This window comes from Bartonella sp. AA2SXKL (genome assembly GCF_042197205.1).
GTDB lineage: Bacteria > Pseudomonadota > Alphaproteobacteria > Rhizobiales > Rhizobiaceae > Bartonella.
Genome location: NZ_JBHIRN010000002.1, coordinates 218,464 through 240,809, shown reverse-complemented (window position 1 = coordinate 240,809; position 22,346 = coordinate 218,464). Strand labels below are relative to the sequence as shown.

The 22,346-nt window shown below is 39.0% G+C and carries 17 protein-coding genes, 1 tRNA gene, 1 other RNA gene and 3 pseudogenes; 11 read left to right on the top strand and 11 right to left on the bottom strand.

The genetic code is table 11. The features are described 5' to 3' along the window. Both ACFINS_RS02435 and ACFINS_RS02430 read left to right on the top strand, forming a co-directional pair. Nucleotides 1–92, top strand: a pseudogene (locus ACFINS_RS02435) (transcriptional regulator); the annotation flags it as partial. A 356-nt stretch (nt 93–448) separates the two neighbouring features. Continuing rightward, a complete protein-coding gene (locus tag ACFINS_RS02430) occupies nt 449–820 on the top strand; it encodes a helix-turn-helix domain-containing protein (RefSeq protein WP_375671966.1) in 372 nt (123 codons plus the stop codon). 1,913 nt (nt 821–2,733) lie between these two features. Here the strand turns inward: ACFINS_RS02430 and ACFINS_RS02425 are convergent. Together ACFINS_RS02425 and ACFINS_RS02420 are read right to left on the bottom strand one after the other, a co-directional pair. Continuing rightward, on the bottom strand, nt 2,734–3,315 hold the full coding sequence (locus ACFINS_RS02425) for a disulfide bond formation protein B (RefSeq protein WP_375610657.1): 582 nt from the start codon (nt 3,313–3,315) through the stop codon (nt 2,734–2,736). Between the two features lie 10 nt (nt 3,316–3,325). Further along, complete coding sequence (locus ACFINS_RS02420) at nt 3,326–3,478, bottom strand: DUF5993 family protein (RefSeq protein ID WP_273790835.1); 153 nt, start codon at nt 3,476–3,478, stop codon at nt 3,326–3,328. Between the two features lie 821 nt (nt 3,479–4,299). Here ACFINS_RS02420 and purE point away from each other — a divergent pair. Both purE and ACFINS_RS02410 read left to right on the top strand, forming a co-directional pair. Beyond that, nucleotides 4,300–4,797 (top strand): 5-(carboxyamino)imidazole ribonucleotide mutase, encoded by a 498-nt coding sequence (gene purE / locus ACFINS_RS02415; RefSeq protein ID WP_375705856.1) that lies wholly within the window; start codon nt 4,300–4,302, stop codon nt 4,795–4,797. Nucleotide 4,798: 1 nt separating this feature from the next. After that, entirely contained in the window at nt 4,799–5,989 is a 1,191-nt protein-coding gene (locus tag ACFINS_RS02410; RefSeq protein ID WP_375705855.1) for a 5-(carboxyamino)imidazole ribonucleotide synthase, read from the top strand. Between the two features lie 455 nt (nt 5,990–6,444). Here the strand turns inward: ACFINS_RS02410 and ACFINS_RS02405 are convergent, their stop codons facing one another. Further along, nucleotides 6,445–6,687, bottom strand: a complete 243-nt coding sequence (locus ACFINS_RS02405; RefSeq protein WP_375705854.1) for a hypothetical protein — start codon at nt 6,685–6,687, stop codon at nt 6,445–6,447. Between the two features lie 2,277 nt (nt 6,688–8,964). Between ACFINS_RS02405 and ykgO the strand changes: the two genes are divergently transcribed. The 5 genes from ykgO to ACFINS_RS02380 all read left to right on the top strand — a co-directional run bounded on the left by ykgO (nt 8,965) and on the right by ACFINS_RS02380 (nt 13,090). After that, nucleotides 8,965–9,090, top strand: a complete 126-nt coding sequence (gene ykgO, locus ACFINS_RS02400) for a type B 50S ribosomal protein L36 (protein WP_004863016.1) — start codon at nt 8,965–8,967, stop codon at nt 9,088–9,090. Between the two features lie 156 nt (nt 9,091–9,246). Continuing rightward, the gene (locus ACFINS_RS02395; protein WP_375640865.1) at nt 9,247–10,032 is read left to right on the top strand and encodes a tetratricopeptide repeat protein; all 786 of its coding nucleotides are present in this window, start codon (nt 9,247–9,249) and stop codon (nt 10,030–10,032) included. Nucleotides 10,033–11,141: 1,109 nt separating this feature from the next. After that, a non-coding RNA gene (gene ssrS, locus ACFINS_RS02390) (6S RNA) lies at nt 11,142–11,302 on the top strand. A gap of 342 nt (nt 11,303–11,644) precedes the next feature. Continuing rightward, a complete protein-coding gene (locus ACFINS_RS02385; RefSeq protein ID WP_375705878.1) occupies nt 11,645–12,250 on the top strand; it encodes a 5-formyltetrahydrofolate cyclo-ligase in 606 nt (201 codons plus the stop codon). 18 nt (nt 12,251–12,268) lie between these two features. Next, nucleotides 12,269–13,090 (top strand): TIGR00282 family metallophosphoesterase, encoded by an 822-nt coding sequence (locus tag ACFINS_RS02380; RefSeq protein ID WP_375611657.1) that lies wholly within the window; start codon nt 12,269–12,271, stop codon nt 13,088–13,090. A 341-nt stretch (nt 13,091–13,431) separates the two neighbouring features. Here the strand turns inward: ACFINS_RS02380 and ACFINS_RS02375 are convergent, their stop codons facing one another. From ACFINS_RS02375 to ACFINS_RS02340, 8 genes and pseudogenes are all read right to left on the bottom strand, one after another. Continuing rightward, on the bottom strand, nt 13,432–13,896 hold the full coding sequence (locus ACFINS_RS02375; protein ID WP_375705853.1) for a helix-turn-helix domain-containing protein: 465 nt from the start codon (nt 13,894–13,896) through the stop codon (nt 13,432–13,434). Nucleotides 13,897–14,108: 212 nt separating this feature from the next. Continuing rightward, nucleotides 14,109–14,420, bottom strand: a complete 312-nt coding sequence (locus ACFINS_RS02370) for a hypothetical protein (RefSeq protein WP_375705852.1) — start codon at nt 14,418–14,420, stop codon at nt 14,109–14,111. Nucleotides 14,421–14,681: 261 nt separating this feature from the next. After that, nucleotides 14,682–16,589: a Ti-type conjugative transfer system protein TraG gene (gene traG, locus ACFINS_RS02365; RefSeq protein WP_375705851.1), complete on the bottom strand. Its 1,908-nt coding sequence runs from the start codon at nt 16,587–16,589 to the stop codon at nt 14,682–14,684. A gap of 524 nt (nt 16,590–17,113) precedes the next feature. Next, nucleotides 17,114–17,518 carry a helix-turn-helix domain-containing protein gene (locus ACFINS_RS02360; RefSeq protein ID WP_375705850.1) on the bottom strand — a complete coding sequence of 135 codons (405 nt, stop codon included), beginning with the start codon at nt 17,516–17,518 and terminating at the stop codon, nt 17,114–17,116. Nucleotides 17,519–17,947: 429 nt separating this feature from the next. Further along, nucleotides 17,948–18,287, bottom strand: a pseudogene (locus ACFINS_RS02355) (UDP-N-acetylglucosamine 1-carboxyvinyltransferase); the annotation flags it as partial. A gap of 352 nt (nt 18,288–18,639) precedes the next feature. After that, nucleotides 18,640–18,966: pseudogene (locus ACFINS_RS02350) on the bottom strand (UDP-N-acetylglucosamine 1-carboxyvinyltransferase); the annotation flags it as partial. Between the two features lie 91 nt (nt 18,967–19,057). Continuing rightward, complete coding sequence (gene murA / locus ACFINS_RS02345; RefSeq protein ID WP_375611654.1) at nt 19,058–20,353, bottom strand: UDP-N-acetylglucosamine 1-carboxyvinyltransferase; 1,296 nt, start codon at nt 20,351–20,353, stop codon at nt 19,058–19,060. Nucleotides 20,354–20,512: 159 nt separating this feature from the next. After that, nucleotides 20,513–20,665, bottom strand: coding sequence for a hypothetical protein (locus ACFINS_RS02340; protein WP_375607050.1), 153 nt, complete (start codon nt 20,663–20,665; stop codon nt 20,513–20,515). Nucleotides 20,666–20,841: 176 nt separating this feature from the next. Between ACFINS_RS02340 and ACFINS_RS02335 the strand changes: the two genes are divergently transcribed. After that, nucleotides 20,842–20,916: transfer RNA gene (locus ACFINS_RS02335), tRNA-Thr, on the top strand. Between the two features lie 158 nt (nt 20,917–21,074). Next, nucleotides 21,075–21,284, top strand: a complete 210-nt coding sequence (locus ACFINS_RS02330; protein ID WP_375705849.1) for a hypothetical protein — start codon at nt 21,075–21,077, stop codon at nt 21,282–21,284. The last annotated feature ends 1,062 nt before the right edge of the window (nt 21,285–22,346 follow it).

Here is a 22,346-nt window from a genome sequence, read left to right as displayed (position 1 = left end):
CATACAGCGAAAAAGAACATTCACTTTTGAAAAATTTTAGAGAGCTCCAGCCGAAAAAACAAAAAGCAATCTTGTGGTTGATTTCTGATTAAGCAAAAGCACAACAATTACCATTATTCCATTCTATACCTCCTTAAGTAAAACTCAAACCAGCACTCCACACCCTTCCAAATCACGCCATTTTATGGGATATTGATTTTTCTTGCCAATTTCCTGAAATTACTTTATGAATTAGCCTGTGTTTTTTGGTCGTCTACGCAGCGGTCAATAAGGAGTTGGATTCCTTAAAACTTAACACATAAACAATTATGGCTATCCCGGAAATTCCGGGGGCTTTTGTTATGTCCAAGTGCTTTAAGCACTAAAAACAAGAGACTGTTTAAGTTCAGTGAATCCAACCTCCCGGAATACCAATGCGAGGGCGCTCGCAACCGGAGGGGGGCTTGAAGTGCAAACCAAAAATCCAAATTTTATCGACATTCTGATAGGCAAAAGAATTCGTCAAAGAAGAATTGCCATGGGGCTTTCCCAAAAAGAATTAGGAAGCTATTTAGGTGTCAGTTTCCAACAAATCCAAAAATATGAAAAAGGCTTCAATCGTGTAAGCGCAGGGTGTTTACTCAAAATCACCCAAAAACTGGATGTTCCCATAAGCTTTTTTTATGCAGACATTGTGACAAAAGAAGATGTCTCAGTAGAAGAAAATACCTCACACTATGATCAAGAAACATACAGCGAAAAAGAACATTCACTTTTGAAAAATTTTAGAGAGCTCCAGCCGAAAAAACAAAAAGCAATCTTGTGGCTGATTTCTGATTAAGCAAAAGCGCACACAAAGCATAAATCCTCCGCATCATTTTACGGATATACGTTTTTATTTTACGGATCAACGTTTTGATGCTTCTCCACATTTACAGAAAGCAGCCAAACGAAACTTTCAAATTCCCCTCGCACCACTTTGTAAACATAGGTTTGTCAACAATACAGCTTCTTACTCTAGCCAATTCCCCTGCTGATTTCAGATCACGACACCACAAAGGATAATGTTGCATCAAACGCGACAGATACGTCCTATTTTAAAATATTCTTGCCCCTTCACCACCCTAAAGTAAGATCACGCAAAGCACCGGTCAATCCCACTTCAAAAACAACTTTCCCCACACCCTCTCTCCTCTCTCGTCAACACACCCGCCTCTTCATCCAAGCTTCCCCCCCTTCATAAAACTCTTCATCCCCACACCCCAATCTTCTCTCCACATTCCATGCCATGATAAAATCATACACCACGCATAAAGTCCCAGCTTCCTTTTTTGCACATTTCCGTTTTTACGCTTTTACATATTTACAGAAAGCAGAAAATCTGTAAAAAATGCATTACACAATAACGTTTTCAACAACTGTCATTAAAATCTCACCTCCCTTTTCATCTAACTCCCCCTATTTTCACTTAAATCATAGATATAAACCGCCCTATTATCGTATTGAGCAGCATAAAATTTTTCGACAAATTCTAGCGATCAAAAGAGTGCATAAGAAGCATTTTACGACTTTTAAAAGAATTTTTATTTACACCCAGTGCTTTTTTGTAACGTAGAAGAGCACATTTAATTAATTGACTATAAGAAAGTTTGAAATGAGAGAAGCTTTTCGTTTTTCTCGTTCAACATCCACAACGATAACTCCTTCTTATAAATCAATTTTTTTCGTAATACAAAACGTGCCAAAAGGAATATACTTATGTTGCATATTCACGCGCTTGTTTTAAAGAAAGATCTCTCAACGCTCCATCACACCCATTTTGCAAAACGCTACCCGTAAAGGAATGGTAAGCTCCCATGAAGTGTATAAAATCCATTCAGCCCCCCCCTATCTTTACGCTTATGGAAAAACAAGTTTACGCTTATAGAAGAACAAGCCGGCATCATCACAAAAACTCTGCCAGCTCCCAATGTTGCAGACAGCCTTCGGTTCAAGAGACACTTCATTAAAGGCATGCCTTTCTTGTACAGTTTTGACCCACATGGCCCACTCACTTATGATGTATAAGCCAAGTAATTTTAATTGATTTAATATGAGAGAACTGGTGATGAGAAATTTTATTATATTCAGCAACGCGCTTCACGGTAAAAAAAATGGTTATTTATTATTATAAATCAATATATTAATAAAGAAGAGAGTCATCATCAAGACGCTTACCTTTTTCTAAAAAAAGGCTTCACACTGAAAGAAAACATCTAAAACTTAGATAAAAAAAAAGGTTTGCCTCTAATAAACAAACCTCTACAGAAAATTATTCACATAACTTTCAAAATTTTAAATTAATCCCTCTAGAAGCAATAAAAACGCTTTAGAAGCACCAAAATGAATACAAAGATCAATTTAACACAATGTTAAGAAAAATCAAGAACAAAAAATTTTTATCGTTAATACACCTTTAAAAAACGAGGCTTCTTAACCTACGCGGTTCAAAAGTCCGGGGCTTCTTCTACAAACGCCTCCAAGCCAATCAATCCCTTCATCTCTCTCAAAAGACAGCATAAAAGGTTCACAGTACAAGTCTTCGCTAAAAAAATATCAATCGCCAGCGCTCATAAAAGCCAGCGTTGGTATAAAAGATCAGATTATCGAACAATCTTGCTGAAATGTCTTCCCAATAAATAAAAAAGAAGCGGATTCTTAAATATTTCCGCCTCTTTAACAATAAAAATTATGATGAGGGATTATTAAAAAATTTCAAGACTGTGAAGGGAACCAATTTGATAACAATTCATACCTTACAGGATCATCGGCACATTGCCCACCACCACATTCCAGTATGGTAGAAATCAAATTTGCCGCAATCAAAAACACAAATAAGAAACTTGCCGTTTTACTCAAGGCTGGAAAAGGAGAAAATTCTTTGAACTTGTGTGCCAATTCGCCTAAAATCATGACAAATGAGACAGCAAAGATACAAAGGACAGAAATAATGAAAGCCCAAGTATAAAAATGCAATCCAAAGAACGTTGAACCATATCCTAAATCATCGGGTGTGATATGCAAAAACACTTGCCGTGCTGCCACAGCACTGGTTACCATACAACCAAGAATAACCATACCATAATGGGTATTTTTCACCTTATGGTGAATATTGAGTAAGAACCCACAACCTGCCAGCATCAATCCAACGCGCTGCAGCAAACAAAGGGGACAAGGTAACTCAAACTTTACCAATTGATAATAAAAAGCCACCACCAAGACAATAGATAACCCAAAGAGTCCTAGCGTATTCATAAAGATGACGAAGTGAGGATTTTTTTGTTCAACATGTTCCATGGCTATTCTCTCAAAAAGATAAATTTAAAGTAGAAGTTGCGTGATGATTGAAAGTGAGAAGAATGACAACGAATAAAATTGCCCACAAAGCATAACTTATATTTTTTTTACCACACATAGTCGTTACTGCAGTACCTAAAGCGATTAAAAATGGAAGAAACATAGCTTTTAAATCTCCTTTACATCCGTTGTTTAACTCTTATTTATTTCAGCGTTCACCATATTACAAAATTGGGCAAAAAAGAGACCATGGATTTATTATTCACAATTCGTCACTCGCGATTGATATTGCCATTATATTTAAGTGAAAAAACGATATAATCGCTCAGAAGCACATCTCAACAAAAGCGTTAAAAGCACAAAAGCGTTGATTATTCGCTTCCCCTTATATCTGCCATTGTTAAAGATATATCGACAATTATAAAGATTATATCCCCTATAAAGATTATATCCCCCACTCACAAAAGAATCACTTGAACAACAAAATAAATAGGCTTTGAAATCGAGAGATATACATCTCTTTTTTTCTCAAAAGAATATCCTCATTTTGCAACACATTTTTGACATAAAAATCTCTTTTTCTCATAAGCAATGTTTCAAATTGCAACAGATTTTATATCATATGGTGATCTTGTTTATTTTAGCAAATAAAAAATAAGACATTTTTTTAAAAAAAACTTATAATCAATGGCTTTTCCCCAATACATTTTTCCCTCTTATCTTAAATAAAAGACAATACCGCAAGCTCAACAGCCTCATGGGTCCCACGCCACCCCGTGACATTGCCCTCCCCCCTCACAAGAAGTGCTTCATGCCTTCAATACTTTAGTTTTTCATCTCTCGAGATCCCCTTTAAATTTTTAGCTTTCCGCCTTATTTGAAAAATAACTGTTTCTCTGTCATCAATTGGCTTTGCAAAAAGAATATAAAACTTTAAAAAAATAATGATAAAGAATCGCATTGAACCTTTGAAAAGGATAGAGAATGATGAAAAAATCATGTGATGTGGCGATTTTAATGGGGAGCCAATCGGATTGGCAAACGATGTGCCATAGTGCAGATATTTTGACGAATCTTGGTATTTCTCATAGTTCGCATATTGTCTCAGCACACCGAACTCCTGAACGCCTTTATCAATTTGCCAAAGAAGCAAAAAAAGCAGGGTTTAAAGTTTTAATTGCCGGTGCGGGGGGGGCAGCGCATCTTCCAGGTATGTTAGCAGCCCTTACTCCTCTTCCTGTTTTTGGCGTTCCAGTGCATTCTCACTCTCTTTCTGGTCAAGATTCTTTGCTTTCAATCGTACAAATGCCAGCAGGGATACCCGTCGGCACATTAGCAATTGGCAAAGCAGGCGCAATTAATGCAGCCCTTTTAGCCGCAGCCGTTATGGCCGTTTATGACCATGATCTCGCCCAACGATTAGAAGATTGGCGTCAACAACAAACAGCCAATGTCGCCCAAACGCCTGTAACGGAGGTTTAAAATGGCACCGTTTTCCACCCCCCCCTCATCCAACGCCACCCCCTCCAACACCACTCCCTCCAACACCACCTTAGCCAACACCACCTCGTCCAACACCACTCCCTTCACCATGTTACCTCCAGGCAGCGTCATTGGTTTAATCGGGGGGGGACAATTAGCGCGGATGCTCGCCATAGCGGCCGCAGAATTAGGATTTCGAACCGTTATTTTTTGCCCTGAAGCCGATTGCCCAGCCGCTCAAACAGCAAACAACCATATTGTTTCCTCCTATGACGATATATCAGCTTTAGATCATTTTATTTCTCAGTGTGATGTTGTCAGCTATGAATTTGAAAATCTTTCGCTTCAAACGGTTCAATATGTAGAAAAGAGTAAGCCTGTTTATCCTTCTTCCAAAGCATTAGAGATCACGCAAGATCGACTTTTTGAGAAGCAATTTTTGCGTGATCAAGGGATTGGCACCGCGTTATGGCACGCTGTTGACAATTCTTCTTCTCTTCTTTCCGCTCTTGATACCTTAGGCGGACGTGGTCTTTTAAAGACGCGTCGTTTTGGTTATGACGGAAAAAACCAGATCAAGCTTGATCACCCAGATGAACAAACCCTTGACGAAGCCTTAAGGACTTTTCAGGAACAGCCTTGTATTTTGGAAGAAATAGTTCCTTTTTTATCGGAAATTTCGGTTCTTTCGGCACGTACAAAACAAGGGGAACATATTTTTTATGATTGCCCTGAAAATCAACACAAAAATGGTATTCTTCATAAATCCTTTGTTCCATCACATATTCCACCTGAGGTGCAAAAAGCAGCTCAAGAAATCAGCTTAACAGTTATGGATGCCCTCAATTATGTTGGTGTTCTTTGCATTGAATTTTTTGTCTTAACGAATGGTCATCTTTTAGTGAATGAATTAGCACCGCGTGTCCATAATTCTGGTCATTGGACACAAAAGGCATGCATAACTTCACAATTTGAACAGCATATCCGTGCTATTTGCGGACTTCCCTTAGGCAGTCCCTATCGCCATAGCGATTGCCAAATGACCAATCTTATTGGTAACAATTTTAGCACGTTAAAATATTTCCTCACACAAGAGCGCACCTCGATCCATTTATATGGCAAAAGCACTGTTCACCCCAACCGAAAAATGGGGCATATCATCCAATTACTGGGACCAGCCAACAAATCTTAAGCCCACATATATACAAATACTTTTTCACACTTTTCCCCTAAATGAACTGAAAAAACAACCTCTCCCCCCACACCGATATCCATCGGCTTCAAAAGCGCCCCTAACCTTTTAATTCGCCCCTGAAAGGGCGTGAAGCCCTCCTACAAGCTCCTTCTCTCTTAAAAACATCACCTCTTCCCCCTCCAAACCGCTTCATCCTACACGAACATCTCATCCGCCCTCAAAAACAAAGCTTCACTCCACACCAATATCCAAGCAGCACAACAAGCGCTCCCAACCCTTCAACTCCACTCCCTAGCTCTTCTCCCCTTCCTTTTCTCAAAAATATCCCCCGGCTAAAAATAATCCACCAGCCCCCAACTTCACTACCCCTCCACCTCCCACAGCATAAATATTCCCCTATAACATACGCAGCCCCTTCATTTTTCTTTTAATGCCAACCTTTAAGAAATAGACTAATTTATTGCACCCCCATAGATACCAATCCCCATGATTGCGCTTTTATTGTCTCTAGCTTCTCTTCTTATGTTCATTTTTTCACAAAAGCATCGTTTTGTTTTCCATAAAATTGCTGCAAAGAGGTAAAACGTATTACTCTCCCAAAACAACTCTCGAGAATTCGGCCCAATATCGGCCAGACAATAGCCCTCTCCAGCATAGCAACTTTCTTCTTTTTCTCCTCTCTCTTTTTCCTTCAACGGATAGAAGATTTTCTTCTTTCATTAATTCCCCCAACACATTCCTCGAAAAGGTTTCCTGAACTTCTCCCCAAAGGCTTAAGTTTCTTCTTTTCAGATCAATTTTTCTTCTCTTACAAAACCCTCCCTTTTTTAGTGCATCAATTTTTCCACCTTTTAATCCTGTTAAGACAATGAATTATAAGGCACATAATCACCGTATAATGCGCATTGATTTTATTGCATCTCGCACAATTCTTTATGAACTCCCCTTATCGTAAACGCACTTTGTTTACGCATATTCTTAACCACCCATAAGAGATTGTCTGTAACTCTCTAATCCTGCTCAGCAATGACATTCGTCACCCCCAACAGACCAGCGCTTCATGAAGTTCCCACAATTTTTCTCAATCCAAGCTTCTTTCAAGAGCACCTAATAATTTATAAATATAAATGTTTATTTTATTATCCTGATAAAGCTAAACTATACTTTTTAATAGGATCATTTTAACACTATCATTGCCTTTAAAACGCTTATTGTGGCAAAAAACACTTCATTTCTAACAATAATAAAACTTTAAATGAGGTACAGTCTGTTCTTCCCCAAAAACGTAAAGGGGGTCCATTTAGACACATGTTGTTCCTTTTTCTTTTAACTTTTCGTAAACCCATTGTTTTCGTAACGAAAATCCTGTCGATAGGCTTTTTATTAATGACAGGAATTCTTTGTCTAATATACCTCACAGGAGGAAGAGAAACACTGCCCCTATTGATCGGGATACCAATGATCATTACGTCAGCTCTCTTTGGCATTTGTAACATGTATATAAATTGGTATTATGACATACTTTTATTACGTCTATCGCCAGACAATGTGAAGCTTTCACTCTTTCAATAAACATCATCATAGACCATCCTTGGGAAGGTCAAATTTTTTCTGCAACATGGATATTAAAAAGGATTCAAACTATCCACATTCAAGAGCCAAAGTGTATTCTCAGTATACTGGCTCCCTTATTGGATAACTTGAATTCCCCATCTGCTCGACAATATCCAGCACTCCACCCACGTAGAAATAATTGGGTTGCAAAGAATCATAAACTATTGCCTTAAAAGAGAAATTTATGCATAATCTTTCACTCTAACCACACAGATTTAATCCCTCATTAAAAGTACCGAGCGCTCCGCTCCGTCCCTGATCTCCACATCAAAGATATAATTACAGGATATGATTACAGCACTAAGCTTATCCATTCCCAAACCAAATATCCTCTCACCCCTCACGTAAAATAAAAAGCCTCAAACAGAAGACACTTGTGTTGCCAATTTACGCACTTGTTTTAACACGCGCTTATTTTAAAGAAACATTTTGCCAATGCACATTGCCCCACCACTTCACAACAGCAGCCCCCGTCATAGAGCATAAAGCTCTCGATAATAGCTTAAACATTTATAGTGCACCACCCTCTTTAAACTTATGAAGCGTAAACACCAACGCCATCACACCGCTTTGTCAGCCCCCAATGTTACAACACTCTCTTGTACTTGAAAGCATTCATAAAAGACCGTTTTATTCCTTATCTTCAAGTATCTTTACCATAGATCAATCCCGCTTATGATATGCAAGCAGCGAATGCTATGCTTAAAGATACACAGATTTGCAATGAGAAAACCTTAAGACTATGCAAAACTCTTATTTTACTACGTTTTCTCTGAACAATAGAAATTTATCCTTATCAATTCATCATCTTTGTCATCATCATGCGGTTTATTTTTTAGGTTTTAAGAATAAGCCTTAAGAATATCCTCACACACGAACAAAAAACACCTCATGTTATAAATTTTACATGAGCCTTACTTAACGATGATATTTTACGAAAAAACAGGATTATTTTCTCACAAATAGGAAGCTTTTACTTTTTTCCACTCTTTGTGCTTTTTTGTGTCCTTCTTTACGAGAAATTTTTTACCTTCAAGGCCAACCCTTAACACACCCTAAGGAATTTGTAAGGGATATACCCTTGACAAGAATAAGACTTCTTGTTAAATCTCTCCTACTTTTTTGCAATTTTCACTTATCGTTGTGCTAATGAAGTGGTTAATGCGTACCTTAAGAGTGCGCTTTTCTTTTTGTGATCACAGTGAAAAAGTGTATCGTGTGATGTTATCATGCAAGTACGATATCGCAATGCAATGCTCATAGAGTAAGCAGTCTATTGGGGTTGTAATATTGTATTTTCGTGTTTTAATATTGTATTATAGTATTGTGTTACGTAAACTATTTAAACGGTGAATATGATGAAAATTAAAAATTCGCTTAAAGCACTAAAAGAGCGCCACCGTAACAATCGTTTGGTGCGTCGTAAGGGTCGTGTTTATATTCTTAATAAAACGAACCCACGTTTTAGAGCACGTCAGGGCTAATTCTTTTAGGACTAATTTCTTTAGGATCAATGTTTTTATGCCTACTTTGATTGTAGGCTTAAAAAAATTTATTGCGTTTTTTTGGTTATAAGTCCGTTGATTACAAGTCTAGTATTTGATAATATTTGGTGATTTATCTTTTGGGGGCTTGTTTTTATGGATTTTTCTATTTTTTTTAAAGCCTTTCGATTTTTTCAGCTGCGTTTTTTCTGTATTTTTCAGCGCGCGTTTTTTCTTTTTTTTGTTGGCGTTTTTTGTTTTGTTCCCTCGAGCTATGGGCAAAATCCTCCTTCTCTTCCTGAAGATCGGCCTTCTCCACAATCGCTTTTACCGTTAGATGATCTTATTCCCAATTCTCCTCCCCCTTCCTCAACGCCCTCCGATTCTGATTCCTCGGCGGTTATTCTTGAAGATCTTGACAAAGAGCAGCTTTCCCATGTTGACAGAGTTAAGCAGCGCAAAGAAGCAGAAATTTCACGTTTACTCAAAGAATTGAAATATTGTGCTGATGTTGCTAAAGCGAAAAAGATCAGTCAACAACTTCAACATTTATGGTCCCAATCGGGGAGTGAGACGATTGATCTTTTAATGTCATGGGCTGAAAATGCACTCAACAGCGATGATTATGGACTTGCGCTTGATTATATTGACAATGCTCTTGCACTTTTACCTACTCATGCTGAAGCTTGGATAAGACGCGCTTGGATTCACATTCAACTGAACGATTTCAAACTTGCCCTGCTTGATCTCAACCATGCTCTTGAACTTGAGCCGCGCAATTATAGTGCTTTTTTTGAACTTGGCGTTGTCATGGAAGCAACGGAGCGTCCAAAACTTGCTCTTAAAGCTTATGAAACAGCATTGGATTACTATCCACAAATGCGCAGGATACAAAAGCGCGTGCAAGCTCTATTAGACGAACAATCACCCCAAGCTCTTTAAAACCATTCAAGAACAAGACACTTTACGGCATCCTTTCAAACCTAGATAAGACGGCAAAAACCTGTTTCACATTCCACTCAATAAACTGCCCCTGCTTATAACCACACCATCACCCCCCCACACAATTGACAGTGCCTTTTTTTGAAACTTAGCCATTACCATGGAAGCAACAGAGCGTCCAAAACTTGGCTCTTAAGATTGATGAAACAGCATTGGATTACACTCCACAAATGCGCAGGATTCAAAAGCGCGTGCAAGCTCTATTAGACGAACAATCACCCCAAGCTCTTTAAAACCATTCAAGAACAAGACACTTTACGGCATCCTTTCAAACCTAGATAAGACGGCAAAAACCTGTTTCACATTCCACTCAATAAACTGCCCCTGCTTATAACCACACCATCACCCCCCCACACAATTGACAGTGCCTTTTTTTGAATTTGGACCTTTTTTGTATTGAAGGCATCTTCCAAACACTGCCAATATGCCCCTTACAGAATTTCTTCTCATAGCAAGCATACGGGCTTCACGCCTAAGTCCTCTTCAGCCGTTTCTTCTTTTCACACCTTCCATCATGGATAAAAAAAATTGTAAACACGATCCTCAAAAAATACTTTTTGAAAAAAGCTTAAAACATCGCTTAGCGCCTCTAATAAACTATCACCGTCTGTTTTTTATTTATGAGCTTCAACCATATAGCAGCACATACCGTATCAGCTCTCCTCCACCCCTCAAAGTTGATAAAACAGCCCTGAAATATGGCTTCACAAAGCAAAAACTTCAAAGGTGCAACACCAATTCAACCAACATCCTTGAATAAGAAATATTCCTTTCAAAACTCCTCCAAGCATTACCACGAAACATAAAAATCAAGCACTGTCGCAAAAGAGCCAATCAAGCCATTGCCAATAAACCGTTCTGCGTCACTCAATCACCCACCCCCACTCATATTTTTTGCTTTTTTACTTTGAATAAGCCATCCATCATACAGCCATTTCGAGCAACCACCGACAATATCATCAATCTCTCCTGAAATACTTTATGAAAAAGAAGAGAGCGAAGTTATTTTATCTCTAGCAGAAGCTCTGAAATTGTTTTATATTAAGGAGGGTGTTCTGCGCTTCTCGACAGGAAATAACGTATTCCTGAGACCTTAATGATCTCCAAGGGAGCTGTCCCTGATCAAGCCCGTGGGCTTTTTCATATGGCGCCCACCTATTTGTATAGGTTCCCGGGATCAGCTTTTTCCATCGGCTGTTGTGGATCACCCTTTATTTATATAAATTTTTTACATCAAATTTTTCCAGCTAAAATTGAGAGCGTCCTTTTACATAAGACCAATGACGATACTCTCTTTTCAAGAAATAAAAATTACGATAGGCTTTATTTATAAAACAGACAGCACTTACAAAATAATCCCCTCTATGAATCTGCTTCATCCCTTCGCACACAGCAACGCAAAAGCGGCTTGTTGCACCAAGATACCCCCTAAAGAGCACACACTTTTTTTCATGCTTTTTTTTTCATGAGCACAGCTCTTGTCCATACAGAGATTTACAAAACGCCAACAATGGATAAAATACCAGCATCTTATAAAACAATTGACGAGACAATGACAAATAATCCCCTCTATGAATCTGCTTCATCCCTTCGCACACAGCAACGCAAAAGCGGTTTATCGCGTCGTGATGCTCTTTTAACAGAAGAGCGTGCACTCTTTTCGCAGCGTGCTTGTTGCCACTTTATTGAATACCTTGAAAAGAAGGGAACCGATTTTTCACGCCTCATTTTAGCAGGCTATTGGCCCATTAAATCGGAAATTGACCCGCGTCCTTTACTGGATGCTGTAGCGTTACGCGGTGGGCATTTAGCCTTACCAGCAGTTCTTGATTCCACCACCATGATTTTCCGTGCATTTTCGCCCAGCACGATTTTAGAGCCCATGCGTTTTGGCACCTTTGGTCCGAGTGCAGACAATGACGTTGTTGCCCCCAATAATATTATTGTTCCGCTTTCTGCGTTTGATCGTCAATGTCACCGTCTTGGCTATGGAGGAGGATACTATGACCGTGCTGTTGCAGCTCTTGAAAAACAAGGGCATCAAATGATATTATGGGGCATAGGATTTTCATGTCAGGAGGTTTCCTCTATTCCCGCAGCAGAACACGATCTACAGGTACAAGGAATTTTTACAGAAAAAGGTTTCTTAAAATGTTAAAATGTGATTAAAGCGCCTATGCGTTTTTTATTTTTAGGTGACATTGTTGGTAGCACAGGCTGTAAAGCTGTTTTTGAATACCTTCCTCAACTGATTGAGAAATGGCAGCTTGATTTTGTTGTGGTAAATGGTGAAAATGCCTCTGGTGGTTTTGGTCTCACACAAGAAACGTATCAAGATCTTTTGATGACCGGTGTTGATGTTGTCACCACAGGTAATCATGCTTTTTCTCACAAAGAAGCATTGCAGTATGCCCATGAGAGTGATCGTTTTTTACGCCCTGCCAATTTTTCGAAAGAAACTCCTGGAAAAGGTTCTGGTGTTTTTACGGCAAAAAATGGCGCCCGTGTTCTTGTCGCCAATCTGTTGGGCAACGTTTTTATGCCGTGTAAAGTAGAAGATCCATTTGAAACAGCGGAAAATATTCTGCTTGCCTGTTCGTTGATGGAGCAAGCCGATACGATTATTTTTGACTTTCACGCAGAAACGACAAGCGAGAAGCAATGTTTTGGCCATTTTCTTGATGGTCGTGTGAGTGTTATCGTTGGCACCCATACGCATATTCCCACGGCTGACGCGCAGATCTTAGAAGGTGGGAGCGCCTATTTAACAGATGCAGGCATGTGTGGAGATTATAATTCATCTCTTGGAATGGATAAAGAAGAACCCTTACACCGTTTTCTTTATAAGACGAAGCAAGATCGTTTTGAACCGGCATGTGGTCCTGCCACCCTTTGTGGTTTAGCGGTTGAGATTTCAGATCGCACCGGTTTAGCAGAAAAGGTCTCAGCGGTACGGATTGGTCCTCATTTAAAGCCTGAAGTTCCGGATTTTTGGTAGCTTCTTTTAAGCCACCTCTTTGATAGTTTCTTTCCAAGATTTTCTTTTGAGAACTCTATTTGGCAAGACGACTTTTCCAGCCCTTCCCAAATCCCTACTAAAAACACCCCGCCCTCCAATTTACCTAATACAGCAACTCTTCTAGCACAAATAAGTCACTCTTTTAAAAAAAATAAAGGATAAAGGATAAAATTTTTCGTGATTTTTAAAACGATGAGAAGGAGGTTTTATTTGGACATTTCTGCGGGGGGGGGGAGGAGAAATGCTAACCCCCTTCTCTAGAAAAAGCTTTATATAATAATTTATTATTTAGCAAGAGCCTCTTTAATCTTTTTTTGATTCTAACGAAAATTTAATCTTAAAATTGCTTTCTGCTTTTTAGGTTTGAGCTCTCTAAAACTTTTCAAAAGAATGTGCTCTTCTTTACTTGCGATCCCTTCATCACAGCAATACAAGGCATTTTCTTTTGTTGAGAGATCGGAGTAGAAAAAAGAAATGGGAACATTGAGAATATCAGCAATTTCCTGTAAACGCCCCGCTCCTATACGATTAGAGCCTTTTTCATATTTTTGGATTTGTTGAAAAGTCACACCTAACTGGCTACCTAATTTCTTTTGCGACATTCCCAGCATTGCTCTTTTAAAGCGAATTTTTCTGCCTATCGAAATATCGTTAAAGTGTGGATTTTTAGTTTGCACGTCAAGCTCCCCTGCCGGTTGCGAGCGCCTCTTATGCGTATTCTGGGAGTCAAAAACACTGAGTTCAGTCAGCTTTTTTGCTTTTAGTGCTAGAGAGCACCTAGACATAGCAAAAACTCCCAGAATTCCGGGATACCTACAAGAGTAGGCTAATCTTATGTACTGAACTTTAGGGGTTTTGAATCCCTCTTGATCGTTGCGTAGACGACCAAAGTCACCCTTTAAGGTATAAAGGAATTGAAGAAGATTAACAATAAAATTTAAAACAGTCTTTATTTGTATTTTTATAAGAGGCAGATAACCTCTCATTTTTGATTAAATTATGTGTGAACGAAGTGAGCTCTATTTATTGAAATAGGTATAAGATCATAATCAGGAGATGCTAGACGTAGTAAAAACCTTTCATAGGCATCATTAGCAAACAAGCAAAGAAATATCATGATGATACCACCAATGACCCTTGCTGTTTGGTGTTCATAGGGTGCTGCTCCTGCCGTGTATCCGAAAAAAAGAAAAAATAGGAATAAAGCCAAGCCACCAGCAAAGAAGTTTAAGAAGGCAAAAACTGGTTTACGAATGAATAATAAAATAAGGAAGATTGCGTAAAGCAACCTTTTAAATATCACAGCCAATATTCTACGTATTGTTTTAAATATCCAAACGAATATTCTACGTGTTATGTTGAACACCCCACGCATTATAATTGATAAGATACTCTTTTTATGTCTTAATTTTTTTGGTGTTTGTATTCTTAGCAGAAAGATCGTTTATGACTCCCCCATTTTCAAGCCACTATATTATAAAATATGTATTATAAAAATGATTTATCTCTAATTATATCATCCAAAAATACAACAATACTTTATTCATTTTAACTAAAAACAAGTGCTTTATTAAGAAGAAAAGCTATTTTCATTAGCAAGAGCTGTTAAATCCTTACGTCTAAAATAGATAGAGCGTCCACAACGAACAGGTGGTTGCCCTTGCATAAGAATAATCTGTTCGTCTTTTCGCATTTCTTGTGTTATTTCATGTGGATATATTAAAGGTCTATGCTGGGTGTTTATATTTTCTGTCCCTCTTGTATGGAATCCTCCTAGAGGTTTGCTTGAATCTTTCACTTCAATGGTCATTTGACCACATGCCTTAGATATATTTTCAGCAGTTTTAATATCTTTTATTGCGGCATAGCTTACAAAAGCACAATTTTCAAACCATGTCATAACGCCTGACGAACCGAAATAGTGTTCTATTTGATCTACAGACTTGTAAAAAAGCATGAGAGATATACCATATTTGCGTCCATGATCACGTGCTTCTTCTAAAATGTTCATATATCCTAAAAGATCAGCATTATCTAAAATAAAGAGCGCTCTTTTTGCATAATTACCATTAGCGGCTTCCATAGCTCTGAGAAAAGAGCCAACAAGGACACGCCCAACACCTGGATAAGATTTTAAAATTTTTGAGGGGATATTTAGAAAAATATCAATATTTCCCTTTGTTATATCGGTAGTTTTAAAATCATGACCACTGATAAGGTTTGCATAGTTAGAGAGTGAAAGCCATTGTATATCTTTTGCAGCAGTAGAATAGACATCTGAGAAAGTTTGTTCAGCCATATTTGTAAACACCCCAAGGGTTTCACGAATAAATTGGGATGGAGAATTTGATCGTATAGATTGCAATTTTCCAATCACGGATGGTTCTGGCATTGACATGATCGTATGAAGGGTTTTTAAGTTTTTTTCCTTTAATGTGTATTCATCAGAAAAGACAATATGCGCAAGTAGTCCTGTTAACAAATTATGTGCCTGTAATACAAAAAATTGATCAGTCGAAGTTGATTTGTCGTTTTCAGAAAGAAGGAGTCTAGCAACTTCAACCAACCCCGCTTCTCTTTCATAAAGGGGTAGATTTTCATCTAACAGCCAATCTAAAGGATTAAAAGTTTCCGTTGAAGAACCATGAGGATCAAGAACGTATACTTTTCTGTTTGACAGCTGCCTTGTTTTTTTTACCATTGGAGCGACTTCAGTTGAAGGGTCAAAAACGATCAGTGGACCGGAATATTTGAGACAAGTTGGAATAACATTACTGGTTGTTTTATAACTACCAGAACCAGCAAAAAATAACATATGGGTTGAATCAAAATTGAGTTTGTATGTCAACAATGGCTGGCGACCACCTTTTCCCCATGTTGTTTTGTCTTTAGGATTAAAAGGGACATCTTTAACAATATCTTTGTCGACTCTATAGCGCTCTCCTATGACGACTTCACCATCACGAGGAAAAATCTTTTCAAGGCGTTTCATACTCATCCATTGAACACCACCAAAGATCGTATTTTTTGAAATTTTCAAAGGTGAAGCTTTAGGTAATGATAGTTTTATCGTGTAACCAAGGATAATAACGCCAATAACAACACCCCCTAAAACCATCCTATCAAAGAAAGGAAAAACATCCGCCCATGTCATATTATTTTGACCTACATAGGGACTAAGTCTGATATATTCATTTGCACTATAATAAGTTGCAAACAAACCAAAGATGATCATGGATGAAATAATGATATTTTTTCTGGTATGCCTTTTTTGTAATAAGATGAATGAAGAACATGAAAGTGCAATAAGGATTAAAATATCCAGTGGCTTTGATCTTACAAACCAATAAGCATCAGGCGTCGTTCCATTTTCTGTAATGTTATTGATGGTTATATTGACCAAAAAAGCTACAATGATTGAAAAGATGAGTGGCAATGCTAAAAATATAATCTGTTTTTTGTCTAATTTATTGACCATTTTCCCCCTGCATACCAGAAAAAGCTTCTCTTCCTATTTTTTCGAAATTTTTGAATTTTTATCAAGTTTTGAAACGTAAAGCAAACCATCTTAAGATGAAAGACTTATCTGCCTCTCTAAGACGGGCTTTTATAAAAAGCTCCCTTAAACTAATTTTTTCAAGAATTTTTCCAAAGTTTCTTTGATGCTTCACGCGCTATTTAAATTTCTTACTTAACTCTTTTACGACACTGTATATGCTTCTTAACAGAAAAAAAACCAATAACAATACGCATTAGTGTTCACTGAAAAAAAAGCGCGGTTTATCATGTTGTGCCGTAAAACATTGTTGTTTAGAGCCGTGATATAAGGCATGTAAAACTTTCCATATTAAGTGTTTTTAGAGTGTGTAATAAATGGGCATGGCTTGCCCCGTAACGCCCTTTTTAAAGTGAACCACATGAATGGGTCAGGAGTAGGTCACCCCCCCCCAACAGAATCCGGACTGTTTACAGAGCAGCCTTTAAGTCAGGAATATGCATCCTTTAGTGCGTAGAGCGGGAGGAAATCAAACACAAAATTGCTTTCTGTTTTTTAGGTTTGAGCTCTCTAAAACTTTTCAAAAGGATGTGCTCTTCTTTACTTGCGATCCCTTCATCACAGCAATACAAGGCATTTTCTTTTGTCGAGAGATCCGTATAGAAAAAAGAAATGGGAACATTAAGAATATCGGCAATTTCTTGTAAACGCCCAGCTCCTATACGATTAGAGCCTTTTTCATATTTTTGGATTTGTTGAAAAGTCACACCTAACTGGCTACCTAATTTCTTTTGCGACATCCCGATCATTGTTCTTTTAAAGCGAATTTTTCTGCCTATCGAAATATCGTTAAAGTGTGGATTTTTAGCTTTCACTTCAAGCTCCCCTGCCGGTTGCGAGCGCCCTCGCATTGGTATTCCGGGAGTCTGAAAGTACTGAGTTCAGTCAGCTTTTTTTGCTTTTAGTGCTCATCGCACCTGGACATGGCAAAAACTCCCGGAATCCCGGGATACCTACAAAAGTAGGCTAATCTTATGTACTGAACTTTAGGGCTTTCAGACCCTACTGATCGCTGCGTAGACGACCAAAGTTACTCTTTAAGGTATAAAGCAATTTCAGGAAATTAGCAATAAAATTTAAAAACAGTCTTTATTTTATGAGCTCCACCCCCGCCTCTCAAACTTTTATGCCCGCTCGTAAAAACTCCAAAACCATGAAATAAAACCCACGTTTATTGAGAGGACTAATAACCCTTTATTTTTGAGATCAAGCCTCCCAAAAGCACACCTAACAACATATCACCCCCTCCCAAAGCCATTTTTGAGAGACATCTTACAGATTTACACTGTGATACGTTGGATTTTTGCGCCACAACGAGCCGATTTTTCTTCTAATCTCTCAAATCCACGATCAAGATGATAAACACGATTGACGATTGTTTCTCCCTTTGCTACCAATGTAACAAGAGTAAGAGGGCTGCAATCACAAGAGAAACAACAAGCACGCAAATCCGTCGCCATGACAGGAGCCCCCCTTGCAAATTCTCTGTTCCATGAGATAGTTGCCCTCTCGCCCATCAAGCTTTATTTGCGCCCTCAAGCGATTGAGTTCTTGAACATGCATAAAACGATCTTCGAAAACCGTCTCTGTAATATGCGCGATTCCTTCAGCCCGTGTCATGCACCCCGCGTCATGAGCGCCATGAACAAAACTTAGACAATAATCACGAGCCTCCTCAAGAGTGAGAGAAGCAAAACTTTACACGAAAGAAAAACCATTCCGAAAAGAAAACAGCAGCCACAAAAGCCATACCCTTGAAAGATGGAGATTTGAAAGAACTATTGAGAAAATCATCAAGAATGTACGGCTCCAAAATTCCACAAGCAAGAGAGTAAACCATTAAAAATGCACCAGCCAAGCCCAGCGCCCCAAGCCCAGCCCCTCCCAACAAGCAAACATTGTGTTAAAACGCCCCCAAGCAATCGCCCCCCCTCAACCACAGCGCAAAGCATTCAGCATATCTTTGAAAGCTTTACACTGTGATGCGTTGGATTTTTGCGCCACAACGAGCTAATTTTTCTTCCAATCTCTCAAATCCACGATCAAGATGATAAACACGATTGACGATTGTTTCCCCCTTTGCTGCCAATGTAACAAGAGTAAGAGGGCTGCAATCACAAGAGAAACAACAAGCACGCAAATCCGTCGCCATGATGAGGCCCCCTTGCAAATTCTCTGTTTTATGAGATGCGTTGCTCTCTCGCCCATCAAGCTTTATTTGCGCCCTCAAGCGATTGAGTTCTTGAACATGCATAAAACGATTTTCGAAAACCGTCTCTGTAATATGCGCGCTTCCCTCAACCCCGTGTCATGAAAGCATGCCGCCCACACAACAGCCACCCCCCAAGCAACCTCTCAAAGCCATTCTTTGGAGCATATCTTTGAAAGCTTTACACTGTGATACGTTGGATTTTTGCGCCACAACGAGCCAATTTTTCTTCTAATCTCTCAAATCCACGATCAAGATGATAAACACGATTGACGATTGTTTCTCCCTTTGCTGCCAATGCTGCAATCACAAGAGAAACAGAAGCACGCAAATCCGTCGCCATGACAGGAGCCCCTTGCAAATTCTCTGTTCCATAGACAGTTGCCGTCTGCCCATCAAGCTTTATCTGTGCTCCTAAGCGATTGAGTTCTTGAACATGCATAAAACGATTTTCGAAAACCGTCTCTGTAATATGCGCGATTCCTTCAGCCCGTGTCATGAGCGCCATGAATTGCGCTTGGAGATCAGTTGGAAAAGCAGGATAAGGTCCTGTTTTAATATCAACGGGCATAATTTTGGTGTTCTTTGGATTTCGCTTAATATGAATTCCTTGAGGTTCTATTTGAATCTCGAGTCCTGTTTTTTGGAGCACCTTAAGCACTTTTGTGAGATGATTAGGATTTGCATTTTTAAGAAAGACATCTCCTCCCGTCATAGCAACAGCCATTGCATATGTTCCCGCTTCGATTCGATCAGCAATAACGCGTACTCTAGCACCGTTGAGTTTTTTAACCCCTTCAATTGTAAGCGTTGTTGTTCCTTCACCGGTTATTTGAGCCCCCATAGCATTCAGGGTTCGAATAAGGTTTGTCACTTCTGGCTCACAAGCTGCATTCTCAAGAGTGGTTGTTCCCTTTGCCATTGTCGCCGCCATCAGCAGCACATGGGTTCCACCAACAGTGACTTTAGGGAAACGATAGTGAGCACCTTTTAACCCCTTTAGCGCTTTTGCATGAACATATCCATTTTCGATCGTAATCTGTGCGCCTAAAGTTTTAAGTCCCTCAAGGATAAAATCGACAGGTCTTGTTCCAATAGCGCATCCTCCAGGAAGCGAAACATAAGCCTCTGCGCATCGTGCAAGCAGAGGTCCGATAACCCAAAAGCTTGCACGCATTTTTTTCACCAGTTCGTATGGTGCCCGTGTTGTGGCTATTTTTTGCGCCGTAAAATGAATTGTTCTTGAATTCACACATTCATCGTTAAACTCTTGTCCATCAACGGCATATCCAACACCATGATTATTGAGAATACGAATAAGCAATTCAACATCGGCCAGATGCGGAATATTTTCTAAAGTGAGCGTTTCTTCTGTCAGCAGCGCCGCAATCATAAGAGGCAATGCAGCATTTTTTGCCCCAGAAATAGGAATTGTTCCTTGAAGTTTTTTTCCCCCAACAATTTGAATAGAATCCATCGTGTTTTCCCTCTTTTCCTTTGTGCCTGCCCTTCCAAAGGATTATCCCCCTTCGGGAAGTTATGCTTTATTAATCGTTTTAGAACGCATTCTAACTATGAGAACAAATTATTGAGAAGTTTGGTTGCAAAAATTTACTAAAAAACATTTTTTTGCATTTTAGAGCTCTGGTTGTGCTCTTTTTCGGCTTTGCTCTTTTCGACGTTTCAGGTTTTGACGCAATTGTTGTGCCAATCTTTCTTGACGTCGTTTTGCTTTTTCATCTTGATGATTAATTTCATTTTGTTTTTGTTTTTGATGCATTTGTGTCATTGCGCAACCTTTTAAACAGTGTTGAGCTTCTATCCAAGCAACTCATAACCTTAAATATTTAAGCATATAAGAAACATATGTCATGACATAAGATACGTTTTCTTGCAAGAATATACAAATGTTCTCTTGCCTATTTTCTGACAATATGGCACAAGACAGCGCAAAGATTGAAAAGGGCTGCGGTAGCTCAGTGGTAGAGCACTCCCTTGGTAAGGGAGAGGTCGAGAGTTCAATCCTCTCTCGCAGCACCATTTTATTCTTCTTTTGCCTCTCTCTTCTTGCCCTTATAAGTCTTCCCTATAAGCCTAAATCTTTTCCCCAACCTTCATCGGCTTCATCAAATCCTCCATCCTTTAAACCATGCGCTTCAATAGCCTCAAAATCAGTAGCTTCAAAATCAAGAGCCTCAATGCCACGCTTAATCTCTAAAATGCCTTACGAACGGCTTTTGAAATTGACCGCCCCCAAAGAATATCCCCCCACCCCTTGCCTCCCTCCCCTTTCCTTGCCTCCCCTTTCCTTGCCTCCCCTCTCTTTCATTTCTGTAAGATTGTCCCCCTATCCTTCTCTTTACCAAGCCTCACTGTTGCAACAGCTCTTAGCACTTGAGACGGTATAGGCATTTTTATTTTTTCAATATTTTATTTCTTGAATATTTTTCCCCACAAGCTCACCCTGTTTGTAATATGCAAACAAACGATTTTACTTGATTCAATATAAGAGCGTCTGAATAAGAAGGTTTGAAATAAGAACATCTCACACTATTTCAGGCTCTCATTGAAATTCAAATTGAATCTCAATAATGAATTATTATAAACTCATTGTTTGAACATATCCCATTGATACCTTTATCCGACCCAAAACGAATAATCTTATCTTTCTAGCCTCTCTATCCACCTCAAGCAACACAAGTATTCCCTGTAAAAATTAGAATAAGCTTCATCGATCCTATTCGTCATTTACAACAAATCTAACAGAGCCATTTCCAGAACCTCCTCTCAACGCCTTTCCCATTCTCCCCACCCCTTACCAAAAGCAAAAACCAAACAGTGATAAAATCCCCCTCAATAAAGCTTTCAAGAAGCCACCCCACGCTCCCATATGGCAAAAATCCCATATACCAGACATCCCATATGGCAGAAAATTGAGAGCCTGCCTTTTCAAAGAAGATCCCTCATTACCAATTTTATACACTATGATTTTCCACGTGTTCTAAGCCTCCCTCTTTCAACACGCATCTTTTTTATACGAATACTTTGATTGATACAGATAGCGTTATTCCTCTTGCATAAGAATCCGAAGAGCAAAAAATTCTCTCCCCCTCTATTCTATTGAAATCAATCACTCCTCTTCGCTTACAGTTCACAAACAGAAAGATCCGTATGGCGAGAAACTTTCCAAGAAAAGCATATCTCTTCGTAAGAAGCCTCCCAGTAAACGAGATTATGAATCGTCTCAAGAGCTACAGCCCATGCCGCAATTTTGGCAACGGGCCCCCAATAGTACCAACTTACTTTTTCATAAAGTAAGATAGGGTGCGCAATGTTTATAATCTACAGGGTTTTATAACCTCTGGGGTTTATAATTTACGGGGCTTGACCGTTATACCCCTCACGATATTATTCACAAGCGGCAGTATGAAATTTATGAACGCCGGCATAAAATGGCTGTGAAATGAGCT